This is a genomic window from Streptomyces sp. NPDC059696 (assembly GCF_042733745.1).
Classification (GTDB): Bacteria; Actinomycetota; Actinomycetes; order Streptomycetales; family Streptomycetaceae; genus Streptomyces.
The window spans coordinates 228,685-244,389 of the sequence record NZ_JBHWFG010000003.1 but is presented as its reverse complement, the minus strand read 5'-3'; the positions used below and the strand labels follow the sequence as shown (position 1 = coordinate 244,389).

At 67.4% G+C, this 15,705-nt stretch carries 15 protein-coding genes; 7 read left to right on the top strand and 8 right to left on the bottom strand.

What is annotated here, in order from left to right; all coding sequences use genetic code 11:
* Positions 1-173 precede the first annotated feature (173 nt).
* The gene (locus ACFV20_RS04875; protein WP_385652541.1) at positions 174-1,619 is read left to right on the top strand and encodes a CCA tRNA nucleotidyltransferase; all 1,446 of its coding nucleotides are present in this window, start codon (positions 174-176) and stop codon (positions 1,617-1,619) included.
* A 117-nt stretch (positions 1,620-1,736) separates the two neighbouring features.
* Here ACFV20_RS04875 and ACFV20_RS04870 read toward each other — a convergent pair whose 3' ends face one another.
* The 4 genes from ACFV20_RS04870 to ACFV20_RS04855 form a co-directional block, all read right to left on the bottom strand.
* Entirely contained in the window at positions 1,737-2,249 is a 513-nt protein-coding gene (locus ACFV20_RS04870) for a DUF1720 domain-containing protein (RefSeq protein ID WP_385652379.1), read from the bottom strand.
* A 123-nt stretch (positions 2,250-2,372) separates the two neighbouring features.
* Positions 2,373-3,635: an MFS transporter gene (locus tag ACFV20_RS04865; RefSeq protein ID WP_385652376.1), complete on the bottom strand. Its 1,263-nt coding sequence runs from the start codon at positions 3,633-3,635 to the stop codon at positions 2,373-2,375.
* Between the two features lie 87 nt (positions 3,636-3,722).
* Positions 3,723-4,805, bottom strand: coding sequence for an inositol-3-phosphate synthase (locus ACFV20_RS04860; protein WP_385652374.1), 1,083 nt, complete (start codon positions 4,803-4,805; stop codon positions 3,723-3,725).
* A gap of 44 nt (positions 4,806-4,849) precedes the next feature.
* Complete coding sequence (locus ACFV20_RS04855; RefSeq protein ID WP_385652372.1) at positions 4,850-5,533, bottom strand: PadR family transcriptional regulator; 684 nt, start codon at positions 5,531-5,533, stop codon at positions 4,850-4,852.
* Between the two features lie 415 nt (positions 5,534-5,948).
* Between ACFV20_RS04855 and ACFV20_RS04850 the strand changes: the two genes are divergently transcribed.
* Entirely contained in the window at positions 5,949-8,603 is a 2,655-nt protein-coding gene (locus ACFV20_RS04850) for a transglycosylase domain-containing protein (RefSeq protein WP_385652371.1), read from the top strand.
* A 164-nt stretch (positions 8,604-8,767) separates the two neighbouring features.
* On the opposite strand, the gene ACFV20_RS04845 is transcribed toward ACFV20_RS04850, so the two are convergent.
* Entirely contained in the window at positions 8,768-9,208 is a 441-nt protein-coding gene (locus tag ACFV20_RS04845) for a hypothetical protein (protein ID WP_385652368.1), read from the bottom strand.
* 169 nt (positions 9,209-9,377) lie between these two features.
* On the opposite strand from ACFV20_RS04845, the gene ACFV20_RS04840 reads away from it, so the two are divergent.
* Positions 9,378-10,889 (top strand): glycosyltransferase family 87 protein, encoded by a 1,512-nt coding sequence (locus tag ACFV20_RS04840; protein WP_385652367.1) that lies wholly within the window; start codon positions 9,378-9,380, stop codon positions 10,887-10,889.
* Between the two features lie 114 nt (positions 10,890-11,003).
* Here the strand turns inward: ACFV20_RS04840 and ACFV20_RS04835 are convergent, their stop codons facing one another.
* The 3 genes from ACFV20_RS04835 to ACFV20_RS04825 form a co-directional block, all read right to left on the bottom strand.
* Complete coding sequence (locus tag ACFV20_RS04835) at positions 11,004-12,035, bottom strand: alanine racemase (RefSeq protein ID WP_385652365.1); 1,032 nt, start codon at positions 12,033-12,035, stop codon at positions 11,004-11,006.
* 81 nt (positions 12,036-12,116) lie between these two features.
* Positions 12,117-13,238: a peptidoglycan bridge formation glycyltransferase FemX gene (femX, locus tag ACFV20_RS04830; protein WP_031137685.1), complete on the bottom strand. Its 1,122-nt coding sequence runs from the start codon at positions 13,236-13,238 to the stop codon at positions 12,117-12,119.
* A gap of 168 nt (positions 13,239-13,406) precedes the next feature.
* Entirely contained in the window at positions 13,407-13,712 is a 306-nt protein-coding gene (locus ACFV20_RS04825) for a hypothetical protein (RefSeq protein WP_385652363.1), read from the bottom strand.
* Positions 13,713-13,975: 263 nt separating this feature from the next.
* Between ACFV20_RS04825 and rpsF the strand changes: the two genes are divergently transcribed.
* The 4 genes from rpsF (at position 13,976) to rplI (ending at position 15,672) form a co-directional block, all read left to right on the top strand.
* Entirely contained in the window at positions 13,976-14,266 is a 291-nt protein-coding gene (gene rpsF, locus ACFV20_RS04820; protein WP_030847098.1) for a 30S ribosomal protein S6, read from the top strand.
* Positions 14,267-14,337: 71 nt separating this feature from the next.
* Positions 14,338-14,925 carry a single-stranded DNA-binding protein gene (locus tag ACFV20_RS04815; RefSeq protein WP_385652361.1) on the top strand — a complete coding sequence of 196 codons (588 nt, stop codon included), beginning with the start codon at positions 14,338-14,340 and terminating at the stop codon, positions 14,923-14,925.
* 45 nt (positions 14,926-14,970) lie between these two features.
* Complete coding sequence (rpsR, locus tag ACFV20_RS04810) at positions 14,971-15,207, top strand: 30S ribosomal protein S18 (RefSeq protein ID WP_003949403.1); 237 nt, start codon at positions 14,971-14,973, stop codon at positions 15,205-15,207.
* An 18-nt stretch (positions 15,208-15,225) separates the two neighbouring features.
* The gene (gene rplI, locus ACFV20_RS04805; protein WP_126393477.1) at positions 15,226-15,672 is read left to right on the top strand and encodes a 50S ribosomal protein L9; all 447 of its coding nucleotides are present in this window, start codon (positions 15,226-15,228) and stop codon (positions 15,670-15,672) included.
* Positions 15,673-15,705 lie beyond the last annotated feature (33 nt).

Below are 15,705 nucleotides of genomic sequence, written 5' to 3'. Positions count from 1 at the left end.
TCGACAAGATCGCGTACGGGGCACCGTGCTGTCCGGTATATGGCCCTGTGGAGGAGAGTGCTGCGTTACGGCTCAAGGGCTCGGCTTGTGCGCGTATGGCGGACGTGTCCCCATGCTCCTTCCGCAGAATAGGAGGAGCTTGCGACGGCATGGGCCACGTACCCTCTTCTGTTGTGCCGAACGCCAACGAAGAACCGTCCAACGCCCTCAGCCAGGTGCAGCACCGTGCCGTGAGTGAACTGCTGCGGGTCGCCCCTGTCGCCGACGACCTCGCCCGCCGCTTCCAGGAGGCCGGGTTCTCACTCGCCCTGGTCGGCGGCTCGGTCAGGGACGCGCTGCTGGGCCGGCTCGGCAACGACCTGGACTTCACCACGGACGCCCGCCCCCAGGACGTCCTCACGATCGTGCGGCCCTGGGCGGATGCCGTGTGGGAGGTCGGGATCGCCTTCGGCACCGTCGGGGCGCACAAGGACGGCTACCAGATCGAGGTGACCACCTACCGCTCCGAGGCCTACGACCGCACCTCGCGCAAGCCCGAGGTGTCGTACGGGGACTCCATCGAGGAGGACCTCGTTCGTCGTGACTTCACGGTGAACGCGATGGCGGTGGCACTGCCGGAGAAGGAGTTCGTCGACCCGCACGGCGGGCTGGAGGACCTCGCCGCGCGGGTACTGCGCACTCCCGGCACTCCGGAGGAGTCGTTCTCGGACGACCCGCTGCGGATGATGAGGGCCGCGCGCTTCGCGGCTCAGCTCGACTTCGAGGTCGCCCCCGAGGTCGTCACGGCGATGACGGAGATGTCCGGGCGTATCGAGATCGTCTCGGCCGAGCGGGTGCGGGACGAGCTGAACAAGCTGATCCTCTCGCAGCAGCCGCGCAAGGGCCTGTCGCTGCTCGTCGAGACAGGCCTGGCCGAACGCGTGATGCCCGAGCTGCCGGCGCTGCGCCTGGAGCGTGACGAGCACCACCGTCACAAGGACGTCTACGACCACACGCTGATCGTGCTGGAGCAGGCGATGGCACTGGAGGAGAACGGGCCCGACCTCACTCTGCGCCTGGCCGCCCTGCTGCATGACATCGGCAAGCCCCGCACACGTCGCTTCGAGAAGGACGGCCGGGTCTCGTTCCACCACCACGAGGTGGTCGGGGCGAAGATGACCAAGAAGCGCATGACGGCGCTGAAGTACTCCAACGAGCTGGTGAAGGACGTCTCACGTCTGGTCGAACTGCACCTGCGCTTCCACGGCTACGGCACCGGCGAGTGGACGGACTCGGCGGTGCGCCGTTACGTCCGTGATGCCGGGCCTCTCCTCGACCGCCTCCACAAGCTGACCCGCTCGGACTGCACGACCCGGAACAAGCGCAAGGCGGCGGCACTGTCGCGCGCCTACGACGGGCTCGAGGAGCGGATCGCCAAGCTGCAGGAGCAGGAGGAGCTGGACGCGATCCGCCCGGACCTCGACGGCAATCAGATCATGGAGATCCTCGGCGTGGGCCCCGGCCCGGTCATCGGCCGTGCCTACCAGCACATGCTGGAGCTGCGTCTGGAGAACGGCCCCATGGACCCCGACGCCGCGGTGGCGGCACTGAAGGAGTGGTGGGCCGCGCAGGAGGGCTGAGGCTGCGCAACGGGGTCATGTTTCACGTGAAACATGACCCCGCGGAGACCGGCCGCCTGCTGGACACAGCCCGAGGGGCACTGTTTCACGTGAAACAGTGCCCCTCGGTGCGTCTGCCTACTTCTTGTAGTCCTTCAGGCAGAGCAGGAAGTCCTTGCCGTCACCGCTCTCGGTGTACGTGTACTGGAAGTCTTTGGCCTCGGCCTCGCACTTGCTGGAGGCGAGGGTGTCCGTGAGGAACGAGCCCTCGATCTTGGCCAGCACCTTGTACTGGGCCTTGGCGTCGTCGCAGTTCACGACTTCGAGGTCCGGGTTGTTGTCGCTGCTGCTGCCTCGGTGCATGCAGTCGCCTACGGCGGCGGTGTTGGCGTCGTCCCGGCTCGTGACGTAGCCCACGATGGCGATGGTCGCCACGGCTATGACGACGACGATGTTCTTGATCGTCTTGAAGCTGAGCTTGCGGCCGGTCGGCTGCGGGGGGACCGGAGCGTACGGAGCGGCGCCCTGGGGCGGGAAGCCGGGCTGGCCGGGCTGCTGCGGGTAACCGCCCTGGGGCGGGAACGGAGCCTGGGGCGCAGCCGCGGGCTGTCCCTGCGCGAACGGATTGCCCTGGGGCGGCGGAGTAGTCACTTGGGGGTCCCCCTAGAACATGGTGAGTGACGCGAACATGTCGCGAGATAAGACCCACGTAAGGTAGCGGTCCCCGCTGACAACGCAGTAGCCGGAAGGGGCTCTGTGGCATTGATGTGACACTTACTGACGGCCAAAACGTGCCATAGCCGCAGCTACTGCCGCGTAGATAACGGCGATCGTGATCACCAGCGGAACGGATCGGCCGTCCGGTGGCAGCATCAGGGCGGCGACCGCGGCCGCGCCGACGAAGAAGGCGTTGAAGAGCACGTCGTAGACCGAGAAGATCCGGCCACGGAAGCCGTCCTCGACGGAGGACTGGACGATGGTGTCGGTGGCGATCTTCGCGCCCTGAGTCGTCAGCCCCAGGACGAAGGCCGCGGCCAGCAGGGGGGCGGTGGCGAACGGCAGCCCGAGAGCGGGCTCCAGCAGCGCCGCGGCTCCCGCGCACACCACGATCCAGCGGCCCGGTCCGAGCCTTCCCGCGGCCCAGGGGGTCACCACGGCCGCCGCGAAGAACCCCGCGCCGGAAACGCCCAACGCCAGCCCCAGCAGGGCCAGTCCGTCGTCCGTGGTCGAGGTGAGGGCGTACCGGCACAGCATCAGCAGCATGACCAGCAGGGCGCCGTAGCAGAACCGCATCATCGACATCGCCGCGAGCGCCCAGGCGGCTTCCCGGCGCTGCGGAGCGGCCAGGTGACGCACGCCCGCCGCCAGGTCGCGGGCCGTTCCGGTGAGGGCCGTACCGAGCTGCTCGCGCGGCAAGGGCCGGTCAGGGCCGAGGAGTTCCGGCGCCATGCTCAGCGATGCCAGGGCAGCGCACAGATACAGCCCGGCTCCCACGAGCACCACCGCGGTGTCGGAGTCCGCCACCGCCAGGCGTACGACGAAGGCGAGCCCGCCGCCCGCGGTCGCCGCCAGCGTCCCGGCGGTGGGGGAAAGGGAGTTGGCGAGGACGAGCCGATCGGCGTCGACCACCCGCGGCAGGGCGGCGGACAGGCCCGACAGGACGAAACGGTTGACCGCGGTGACGCACAACGCCGAGACGTAGAAGAGCCAGTCCGGTGCCGGACTGAGGATCAGCACGGCCGTCGCACCGGCCAGCAGAGCACGCAGCAGACTCCCGTACAGCAGGACCTGACGACGCCGCCAGCGGTCCAGCAGGACGCCGGCGAAGGGGCCGACGAGGGAGTACGGAAGCAGCAGCACGGCCATCGCGGAGGCGACGGCGGCCGCCGAGGTCTGCTTCTCCGGCGAGAAGACCACGTACGCGGCGAGCGCGACCTGGTAGACGCCGTCGGCCCCCTGGGACAGCAGGCGCACGGCGAGCAGGCGCCGGAAGCCCTGGAAGCGCAACAGGACCCGCAGGTCACGGACGACGGCCATGGGGCCCAGCCTCACATACGGGGAGGGTCCCCGGGTCGTTCGACCCGGGGACCCTCACAGCCCTGGCAGGAGCGACTGTGGTGCGCGTCAGCGCTCGACCTCACCCTTGATGAACTTCTCGACGTTCTCGCGGGCCTCGTCGTCGAAGTACTGCACGGGCGGGGACTTCATGAAGTAGCTCGACGCGGAGAGGATCGGACCGCCGATGCCACGGTCCTTGGCGATCTTCGCGGCGCGCAGGGCGTCGATGATGACGCCGGCCGAGTTCGGGGAGTCCCAGACCTCGAGCTTGTACTCCAGGTTCAGCGGGACGTCACCGAAGGCACGGCCCTCGAGGCGGACATAGGCCCACTTGCGGTCGTCCAGCCAGGCGACGTAGTCGGACGGGCCGATGTGGACGTTGCCCTCGCCCAGTTCGCGGTCGCGGATCTGGGAGGTGACGGCCTGCGTCTTGGAGATCTTCTTCGACTCGAGGCGGTCGCGCTCGAGCATGTTCTTGAAGTCCATGTTGCCGCCGACGTTCAGCTGCATCGTGCGGTCCAGGACGACGCCCCGGTCCTCGAACAGCTTCGCCATCACGCGGTGCGTGATGGTGGCGCCCACCTGCGACTTGATGTCGTCACCGACGATCGGGACACCCGCCTCGGTGAACTTGTCGGCCCACTCCTTGGTGCCGGCGATGAAGACCGGGAGGGCGTTGACGAAGGCGACCTTGGCGTCGATGGCGCACTGCGCGTAGAACTTCGCCGCGTCCTCGGAACCGACGGGCAGGTAGCAGACGAGGACGTCGACCTGCTTGTCCTTGAGGACCTGGACGATGTCGGCCGGCTCCTCGGCGGACTCCTCGATCGTCTCGCGGTAGTACTTGCCGAGGCCGTCGAGGGTGTGGCCGCGCTGCACCGTGACGCCCGTGCGGGGCACGTCGCAGATCTTGATGGTGTTGTTCTCGGAGGCGCCGATGGCGTCCGCCAGGTCCAGGCCGACCTTCTTGGCGTCCACGTCGAACGCGGCGACGAACTCGACGTCACGCACGTGGTAGTCGCCGAACTGGACGTGCATCAGGCCCGGCACCTTGGACGCCGCGTCGGCGTCCTTGTAGTACTCGACTCCCTGCACCAGCGATGCGGCGCAGTTGCCCACACCGACGATGGCTACGCGAACCGAACCCATTCCGGTTGCTCCCTGTGTGTACGAGTGAGGCCCTAGGTGGGCTCTCACGTGGCGGTGTCGTCGGGCGCATCCGGCCGGGGGGTGTCCCCCGGCCGGGGCAGGGCGCCCGACGCTCCAGATGTGGTGTCACGCGATGCGGGCTCTCCGGCGGCCGGACCCTTGAGGTCCCGCCCCGCCCGCTCGCTCTCGATGAGCTCGTTCAGCCAGCGCACCTCGCGCTCCACGGACTCCATCCCGTGGCGCTGGAGCTCTAGCGTGTAGTCGTCGAGGCGCTCCCGGGTCCGGGCCAGGGAGGCGCTCATCTTCTCCAGCCGCTCCTCCAGCCGGCTGCGGCGGCCCTCCAGTACGCGCATGCGGACATCGCGTGACGTTTGCCCGAAGAAGGCGAAACGGGCTGCGAAGGTCTCGTCCTCGTACGCGTCGGGCCCGGTCTGCGCGAGCAGCTGCTCGAAGTGCTCCTTACCCTCCGCCGTCAACCGGTAGACGATCTTGGCGCGGCGCCCCGCGAGAGGGGCGGCGAGGGCGTCCTCGGTGGTGCTGCCCGTTTCCTCGATCAGCCAGCCGTTCGCGACCAGCGTCTTGAGGCAGGGGTAGAGCGTCCCGTAGCTGAACGCACGGAAGACACCCAGCGAGGTGTTGAGCCGTTTGCGCAGCTCATAGCCGTGCATCGGAGATTCGCGGAGCAGACCGAGGACGGCGAACTCGAGGATCCCGGAACGCCGGCTCATGGTCGCCTCCTCTCGCCGCGGTGCGCGTGTATCCGTCCGATGTGTCGGGCCGATGTGTCGAGCTGATGTGTCGAGCTGATGTATCGAGTCGATACATCACGACGATAGAACGGCCTTCCGGATGCGACAAGAGGGGGGTGGGTGAACGGGATCACATCACCGATTCATCCGACGCGAGTTGCCTGATTTGAGGTGAACTTCTGGGCTCGGCAGGTTTTGACGGTGCGTAGTCTGTGCGCCATGCACATCACCGGGAACCGAGTGACGCCTGAGCGCGTCGTCGTCTCCGGTGTAGTACGGGTGCATGCGGGACCGATGAATGCGGAGCCGACCGCATCCGTACTTCGGGGGGACCGGAAACTAGCCGCCGTTTCCAGGCGCGCAGGGGTGCGCCTGCCCGAGGAGTAGTCGTTCGATGAGCGAGCACCGTCGCAAACCGCCGCAGCCGCAGGGAGGCGGACGTGCCGCGGCCCGACGCGGCACGTCCGCCTCGTCCTCCGGCCGCCGTGCGGCACCGCGAGGCGCCACCGGGTCTCCGTCCGACTCCTATGGGTCGGGCGCGTACGACTCGGGGGGTGAGGAGCGCCAGTACGGCGGCCGTGCCGAGGCCCGTCGTGCGGCGCAGAGAAGTACGGGTGGCAGCCGCCGCAGAGCAGCCGAGCCTGCCCGTGGCGGCCGGCGCGCCGCACCCGGAGGCCCGGGTGGGCCCGGCCGGGGCAGGGGACGCGCGGCCGCCGTCCCGGACAAGAAGCGGCTGATCGACTATCCGCGGGCCGGCAAGTACGGCTGGCAGCGCTGGATGCCGTCCTGGAAGCTGGTCTCCGGACTGTGCATCGGCTTCTTCGGCAGCCTGGTGGCCGTGGCGGGCATCGGCTACGCCATGGTGGGCGTCCCCAATGAGGAGAACGCGGCCGCGCTGTCGCAGAACAATGTCTACTACTGGGCCGACGGCACCCAGATGGTCGCGGCGGGCAGCGGGCAGAACCGGCAGAACGTCACGATCGACCGGATCCCCAAGGCCATGCAGTGGGCGGTGATCTCGGCCGAGAACAAGAGCTTCTACGACGACTCCGGCGTCGACCCCATGGGTATCGCCCGCGCCCTGGCGAACATGGCCCGGGGTGGCGACACGCAGGGCGGTTCGACGATCACCCAGCAGTTCGTCAAGAACACCTACCTGAGCCAGGAACAGACGGTCAGCCGTAAGTTCAAGGAGATGTTCATCTCCATCAAGGTGGGCACCAAGGTCTCCAAGCCGGTGATCCTCCAGGGCTACCTGAACACCTCGTACTACGGCCGTGGCGCCTACGGCATCCAGGCCGCCGCCCAGGCCTACTACGGCAAGGATGCGAAGGACCTCACCCCCAGTGAGTGCGCCTTCCTCGCCGCCCTGCTGAAGGGCCCGACGTACTACGACCCCGCGGGTAACGACGGCATCGACAAGACGGCGACCGCCAAGGCCAACCGCAAGCGCTCCGAGGCCCGTTGGAGCTGGATCCTCGAGCAGATGCACAACGACAAGAGGATCACGGACAAGGAGTACCAGGACGCGATCAAGAAGTACCCCATGCCTCAGCCCCGCAAGGCGTCCAAGGGCATGAGCGGTCAGATCGGGTACCTGGCGGAGACGGCCAAGAAGTACGTCCTGAGCCACTCCAACATCTCCGAGAAACAGTTCGACCTGGGCGGCTACCAGATCAAGACGACCTTCAAGAAGGCCAACGTCGAGGCGCTGGCGAAGGCCGTCAAGAAGGTCGAGAAGGAGAAGCTGGACCCGAAGAACCGTGAGCTGGACAAGCACGTCCAGTTCGGTGCCGCGTCGGTGAAGCCCAAGGACGGCGCGATCGTCGCGCTCTACGGCGGTGCGGGATACGAGAACGGCCACTTCAACAACAACGCGGACACCTCGGGTGTCCCCGTGGGTTCGACGTGGAAGCCGTTCGTGCTCGCCGCCGCGATGGAGCACGGCACGTACCGGAGCAACGGTCCCCTCTCGCCGCTGAGCAAGTACAACGGCAACGACCACCTCAAGGTCAAGAACAACGACGGCACCTACGTCCTGAAGAAGGACAACACGCCGTTCTTCCAGGAGAACGAGAGCGACTATCCCTGGGGCTACATCTCCTTGCGCAAGGCGATGGAGCAGTCCGTCAACACGCCGTTCGTGCAGCTCGGCATGGACGTGGGGATGAAGAACGTGGCCGACCTGGCCGAGAAGTCCGGAATCCTGGACAGCAGCTTCGCCGATCTCAATGCTTCGTTCGCGCTCGGTACGTCGACTCCCAGTGCGATCCGTATGGCCGACGCCTACGCGTCGTTCGCCGCGTCGGGCAAGCAGGCCGCTCCGTACTCGGTGACCAGCGTCAAGTACAACGGCCAGGAGGTCGAAGGCTTCGACAAGCCGCGGATCACGCAGGCGATGCCCGAGAACGTGGCCAACAACGTCACGGACGTTCTGGAGAACGTCATCCAGAACGGTACGGGTAAGAAGGCGCTCTCCCTGGGTCGCACCGCGGCCGGCAAGACCGGTACCACCGACGAGAACAAATCGGCTTGGTTCGTCGGCTACACCCAGCAGCTGTCGACCTCGGTCGCGATGTTCCGTGAAGACCCCAAGAGTGCCAAGTTGCTCTCCATGAACGGCACGGCCGGCGAGAAGTCCATCCACGGTGGTGACGTCCCCACACTGGTGTGGACGGAGTACATGAAGGCCGCGCTGAAGGGTCAGCCCGACCTGGGCTTCCCCGAGGCCGAGAAGATCGGCGAGATCCAGGACGAGGTGGGTGCTCCGTCGCCGAAGCCGACGCCCAGCGTGGAGCCCAGCGAGACCGTGACCGAGTCGCCGAGCCCCACGCCGACCGAGAGCTCGTCTCCGTCGCCGACGCCGAGCGACACCTGTGGGTTCTTCGGTTGTGAGAACGACGGTGGCGCACAGAACGGCGGCAACGACAACGGAGGCACGGACGGAGGAGTCTCTCCCGAGCCCACGCCGACCGATACGAACCTGGACAGCGGCGGCAACAGCAGAGGCAACGGCAACGGAGGCATCTTCGGAGGCCCTGAGGGGTAGCCGACGTCACGCAAGGTGAGAGGGTGCGATACGGCCGGGCCGTATCGCACCCTTTTATGTGCCCGCAACCAGGACGCCTCACCCGTGCACAGCACTGATGCCAGGACAGGGAAATTCCCCTGTCCTGGCATCAGTTCAAAAGAGACGTGGGCGACCGCTAGAACTCAGGAAGGGTCCTTCGTCGATCCGGAAACCCACTTGGTGCAGTGGTCGAGCCTCTTGTTGCCCTCGAACACGGCGGCTTGAATTCCGACATCATAGATATTGCCGCCCTGGCTGACATAGCTGGGGAACTCTTTGTACGTTCCGTAGCCGTCGTAGTTGTGGTGCCAGCCGAAGTACTGGTGCGTATCGGCGTACATGACGACGAGACGAATCCGCACGTGGTGATTGTCCGGGGCCTCGTCGTACAGCTTCATCGTCAAGCTGGGAATGCTACGGCCGCCGGAACTCCATCCGCTGGTCGAAACGGATCCACCAGCTCCGGCCGGACTGGTGGAGCAACTCGCGTAGGCCTGTGCGCCCGCCTGGGACGGGCTGGCCGTAAACCCGATCAACAGTGCCGATGCGCTGGCGACGAGCCCGATTTTTGTGCTGCTTTTCACTTATCCCCCTTGCTCGGCGGAATGCCGCTGGTTCGAAGCTATCAGCGCATGGAATTTCCTGCAATGTAAATATAATCGACAATTGGGGTGTAATGTGGCTGCTTTGTTTCTCGGCAGCCGAGGCGGAGGTTCGGACGGCTTGGCGCCGCCGCCGGACACATACGGCAGGATGTGCGGCATGCCCAGTGCAGAATCGACGCGAGCGAGCGTCCATGAGCGGGAGCCGGTGCGGCCGACCAAGGAGGACGAGGTCGCCGCGGCCGGCAGCGAGCTGATCGGTGGTCCGCTCGGGCGGCGTGCCCTGCTCGGGTCGTCCTGGTGGGCGCCCGTGCGGGTCATCGCGCTCGTGGCGATCGGTATGTTCGCCCTCGGCCTGGTCCAGAAGGCGCCCTGCTACAACGGCGCCTGGTTCTTCGGCGCCAGCTCCCAGTACACGCACGCGTGCTACTCGGACATCCCGCACCTGTACCAGGGCCGTGGCTTCGCCGACGGGCTGGTGCCGTACTTCGACAGGCTCCCCGGCGACATGCAGTACCTGGAGTACCCGGTGCTCACGGGTGTCTTCATGGAGGTCGCCTCCTGGCTCACGCCCGGCAGCGGCACCATCCAGGACCAGGAGCAGTGGTACTGGATGGTCAATGCCGGAATGCTCATGGTGTGCGCGTCGGTCATCGCCGTCTGCGTGACCCGTACCCACGCCCGGCGCCCCTGGGACGGCCTGCTCGTCGCCCTGGCACCCGCGGTCGCCTTGACGGCGACCATCAACTGGGACCTGCTCGCGGTCGCTCTGACCGCCGCGGCGATGCTGATGTGGTCACGTGGCCGCTCCCTCGCGTTCGGCGTCCTGCTGGGGCTTGCCACGGCCGCCAAGCTCTACCCCTTCCTGCTCCTGGGGCCCCTGATGGTGCTGTGCTGGCGCGCGGGCAAGTGGCGGGAGTTCGGGACGGCGTTGGGGGGCGCGATCGTCGCCTGGGTCGTCGTGAACGGACCGGTGATGCTCTTCGCCTTCGAGGGCTGGTCGAAGTTCTACACGTTCAGCCAGGAACGGGGCGTCGACTTCGGGTCCTTCTGGCTGATCATGGCGCAGAACTCGGACGACCCGCTCAGCACCGAAACGGTCAACACCCTGGCCACGCTGCTGATGCTGGTGTGCTGTGCGGCCGTCGCGGCGCTCGCACTGACCGCGCCTCGACGCCCACGGTTCGCCCAGCTCGCCTTCCTGATCGTGGCGGCCTTCATCCTCACCAACAAGGTCTACTCGCCGCAGTACGTGCTGTGGCTGGTGCCGCTGGCCGCCCTCGCCCGGCCGAAGTGGCGGGACTTCCTGATCTGGCAGGCCTGCGAGGTGGCGTACTTCCTGGGCATCTGGCTGTACCTCGCGTACACGACCAGCGGAGACGCCCACAAGGGACTGCCCACGGACGGCTACCACTGGGCCATCGGCCTGCACCTGCTCGGGACGCTCTACCTGTGCGTGATGGTCGTGCGCGACATCTTCAGGCCGGATCGGGACCCGGTGCGGCGCTCCGGTGACGACGACCCCTCGGGCGGAGTGCTGGACGGCGCCGAGGACGTCTTCGTCCTCGGCCCGGCGGCCCGCCCGCGGCAGCAGGTGACCGCCCGGTTCGACGGGACACCGGTCGAGTGGGGCAAGCCGGGTGCCACGGGCGGTTCGCTCTGAGCGAACCGCCCAGGTCGCCGTGACCGGCGACGCCGAAGGCCGTACACGGGACACCGTGTACGGCCTTCTCGCTGTGCTGCGGGAGACGGCGCCCCGCGCCGGCCGGCGTGACGGTCAGCGGTCCATGATGCGGTCGAACTGCGTGGTGGTGTGCCGCAGATGGGCCACCAGCTCGTCGCCGACCTTCGGCTCGGGCGCGTCCGCCGGCACGAACAGGATCGAGACCTGCATGTGCGGCGGCTCCGCGAACCAGCGCTGCTTGCCACCCCAGACGAACGGCGAAAGATTCCGGTTCACCGTCGCGAGGCCGGCGCGGGCGACGCCCTTGGCGCGCGGCATGACGCCGTGCAGCGCCTTGGGGGCCTCCAGGCCCACTCCGTGCGAGGTGCCACCCGCCACGACCACCAGGAACCCGTCCGAGGCCGCCTTCTGCTGCCGGTAGCCGAACCGGTCACCCTTGGCGACGGGCGTGACGTCCAGGACCGCACCGCGGTACTCGGTGGCGTCGTGGTCCCCCAGCCACAGCCGCGTGCCGATGCGGGCCCGGAAGCGGGTCTGCGGGAACTGCTGCTGGAGCCGGGCGAGGTCCTCGGCCTTGAGGTGGCTGACGAACATGGTGTGCAGGGGCAGCCGGGCGGCACGCAGCCGGTCCATCCACCCGATGACCTCCTCCACGGCGTCCGAGCCGTCGGTGCGGTCCAGCGGGAGGTGGATGGCGAAGCCCTCAAGACGGACGTTCTCGATGGCCGCGTGCAGCTGGGCCAGGTCCTGCTCGCCGATGCCGTGCCGCTTCATCGAGGACATCACCTCGATCACGACGCGGGCGCCGACCAGACCGTAGACACCGTCTATCGACGACACCGAGCGGATGACCCGGTCCGGCAGCGGCACCGGCTCCTCGCCGCGCCGGTACGGCGTCAGCACCAGCAGGTCCCCGCCGAACCAGTCCTTGATCCGGGCGGCCTCGTAGGTCGTGCCGACGGCCAGGACGTCCGAACCCAGCCGCGTGGCCTCCTCGGCCAGCCGCTCGTGCCCGAAGCCGTAGCCGTTGCCCTTGCAGACCGGCACGAGGCCCGGGAACTGCTCCTGTACGTGCTTGTGGTGCGCACGCCAGCGCGCGGTGTCGACGTAGAGCGTGAGCGCCATGGCCGGACCTGGAACCTTTCTCGCGGTGCCGTGTATCGGCGGTTGCCGTGTGTCAGAGGTATGGAAGCACTGAACGGGACATCAGCGGCGCGACATGTAGATGTCGAGCGCCTTGTGCAGCAGCTTGTTCAGCGGGAAGTCCCACTCGCCGAGGTACTCGGCCGCCTGGCCGCCGGTACCCACCTTGAACTGGATCAGGCCGAAGAGGTGGTCGGTCTCGTCCAGCGAGTCGGAGATGCCGCGCAGGTCGTAGACGGTGGCGCCGAGCGCGTAGGCGTCGCGCAGCATCCGCCACTGCATCGCGTTCGAGGGCCGCACCTCACGGCCGATGTTGTCGGAGGCGCCGTAGGAGTACCAGACGTGCCCGCCGACGATCAGCATCGTCGCGGCCGACAGGTTCACGCCGTTGTGCCGGGCGAAGTACAGCCGCATGCGGTTGGGGTCCTCGGTGTTGAGGGCCGTCCACATGCGCTGGAAGTACGACAGCGGACGCGGCCGGAAGTGGTCGCGCACGGCCGTGATCTCGTACAGCCGCTGCCATTCCTCGAGGTCCTGGTAGCCGCCCTGGACGACCTCCACGCCGGCTTTCTCGGCCTTCTTGATGTTGCGGCGCCACAGCTGGTTGAAGTTCTTGTGGACCTCTTCAAGGGAACGGTTCGCCAGCGGCACCTGGTACACGTAACGGGGCTGGACGTCGCCGAAGCCCGCGCCACCGTCCTCACCCTGCTGCCAGCCCATGCGGCGCAGTTTGTCGGCCACCTCGAAGGCACGCGGCTCGATGTGGTCGGCCTCGATGTCACGCAGGCGCTTGACGTCAGGGTTCTGGATCCCCTGTTTGATCGACGGGGCCTCCCAGCGCCGGATGATCACCGGCGGGCCCATCTTCACGGAGAAGGCGCCCTGCTGCTTCAGGTGCGCGAGCATCGGTTCGAGCCATTCCTGCAGATTCGGCGCGAACCAGTTGATGACCGGGCCCTCGGGCAGGTAGGCGAGGTAGCGCTTGATCTTGGGGAGCTGCCGGTAGAGGACCAGACCCGCACCGACCATCTCACCGGTGCGGTCGTCGAACCAGCCGAGGTTCTCGGAGCGCCACTCCGCCTTGACGTCAGCCCAGGCCGGGACCTGCATGTGGCTCGCCGACGGCAGGCTCTGGATGTAGGCCAGATGCTGCTCGCGACTGATGGTCCTCAGGGTCAGGCTCATTTCGGGGCGCTCCTCGGGCTGGTGTGTCCCCATGGGGTCAGGGGCTCCGGCTCTCGCGCGAAGCCTACTGCGCCGTGGGAGCGCGCCGGTTGGGCGTACGGGCCCTACGCCCCGGCCCGAGGCCGGCCGGTGCGGGATCCGCTGTTCTGATGAGGAGGTGTCCTGGCGTCAGCCGATGAGGCCGCCGTGCGCCATGCCCAGGAAGAACCCGACGCCCGATGCGCCCAGGCCGAGGATGAGACCGAAGCGCTCCCGGGTCGTCTCCGAGATCCACTGGCCGTAGGCGCCCGTGAGGATGCCCACCAGGCCGGCCCAGGAGCTGAGCACGTGCAGGTCTTCTTCGATGATCGCCGTGAGGAACGACAAGAGGCCCAGCACCAGGGTCACCGCGAGCAGGGTGTCCTGGAGGGGGTGGGGCTTGCCGTCCGTGGCGAACAGGCCGCCGCCGGTGTTGGGTCGCAATGCCTGTGCCATAGGGCACCTCCTGCGAAAGTCGGCGCATCGTAGCGCCATACACACCCGATGTGTACAGATTGGCTGCCCTGGCGGCCGGATTTCAACCGCAAGCCGCTGTGCGGGTACTCTGTACCGTCCGCACCGGTGTCTGCCCACGTCATGGCAGGGGCTTCTCGCCAGAACCCCGATTGTCAGTGGTGGCCGATACCGTTGCCTACGCATCACAACCCTCCTGCCACGGAACGACCGTGGCCGCTGAGTCCAAAGGAGGTGGGTTCCACATGCGTCACTACGAGGTGATGGTCATCCTCGACCCCGAGGTCGAGGAGCGCGCTGTCTCTCCGCTGATCGAGAACTTCCTCTCTGTCGTCCGTGACGGCGGCGGAAAGGTCGAGAAGGTCGACACCTGGGGCCGTCGTCGTCTCGCGTACGAGATCAAGAAGAAGCCCGAGGGCATCTACTCGGTCATCGACCTGCAGGCCGAGCCTGCGGTCGTCAAGGAGCTCGACCGCCAGATGAACCTGAACGAGTCGGTCCTCCGGACCAAGGTCCTCCGTCCCGAGACCCACTGAGCTTCCCAGCTCAGCTGATTCCGGGATTCGAGTAGCAAGCAGCCAGAGCAAACCCGCCGAGAGGTTCCCCCATGGCAGGCGAGACCGTCATCACGGTCGTCGGCAATCTTGTCGACGACCCCGAGCTGCGCTTCACCCCCTCCGGTGCGGCGGTCGCGAAGTTCCGTGTCGCGTCCACTCCCCGCACCTTCGACCGCCAGACGAACGAGTGGAAGGACGGCGAGAGCCTCTTTCTGACCTGCTCGGTCTGGCGTCAGGCGGCGGAGAACGTCGCCGAGTCGCTCCAGCGAGGCATGCGCGTCATCGTGCAGGGCCGGCTGAAGCAGCGGTCCTACGAGGACCGTGAGGGCGTCAAGCGCACGGTCTACGAGCTGGACGTCGAGGAAGTCGGCGCCAGCCTGCGCAACGCCACGGCCAAGGTCACCAAGACCTCCGGCCGCGGTGGACAGGGTGGCCAGGGTGGCTACGGCGGTGGCGGCGGCCAGGGTGGCGGCGGCTGGGGCGGCGGCCCCGGTGGCGGTCAGCAGGGCGGCGGCGCTCCCGCCGACGACCCGTGGGCGACCGGCGCTCCCGCCGGTGGCAACCAGGGCGGTGGCGGCGGCTGGGGTGGAAACTCCGGCGGCGGTGGCGGCGGCTACTCGGACGAGCCTCCCTTCTAGGGGCGGGTTCGCACTCACACTTCTTGATCACACAGGAGAAACACCATGGCTAAGCCGCCTGTGCGCAAGCCGAAGAAGAAGGTCTGCGCTTTCTGCAAGGACAAGGTCACGTACGTGGACTACAAGGACACGAACATGCTGCGGAAGTTCATTTCCGACCGCGGCAAGATCCGTGCCCGCCGCGTGACCGGCAACTGCACGCAGCACCAGCGTGACGTCGCCACGGCCGTGAAGAACAGCCGTGAGATGGCGCTGCTGCCCTACACGTCCACCGCGCGATAAGGGAAGGGTGACCGACACATGAAGATCATCCTCACCCACGAGGTCTCCGGCCTCGGTGCCGCGGGCGACGTCGTCGACGTCAAGGACGGTTACGCTCGCAACTACCTGATCCCGCGGAAGTTCGCTATCCGCTGGACCAAGGGTGGCGAGAAGGACGTCGAGCAGATCCGTCGTGCTCGCAAGATCCACGAGATCCAGACCATCGAGCAGGCCAACGCTGTGAAGGCCCAGCTCGAGGGCGTCAAGGTCCGTCTGGCCGTCCGCTCCGGCGACGCCGGTCGTCTCTTCGGTTCCGTCACCCCGGCCGACATCGCGTCCGCGATCAAGGCTTCCGGTGGCCCCGAGGTCGACAAGCGCCGCATCGAGCTCGGCTCGCCGATCAAGACGCTGGGCGCTCACGAGACGTCCGTGCGTCTGCACCCCGAGGTTGCCGCCAAGGTCAACATCGAGGTCATCGCGGCCTGAGTGCCGCGCTCGCTGAAGCAGTGAGCGAAAGGG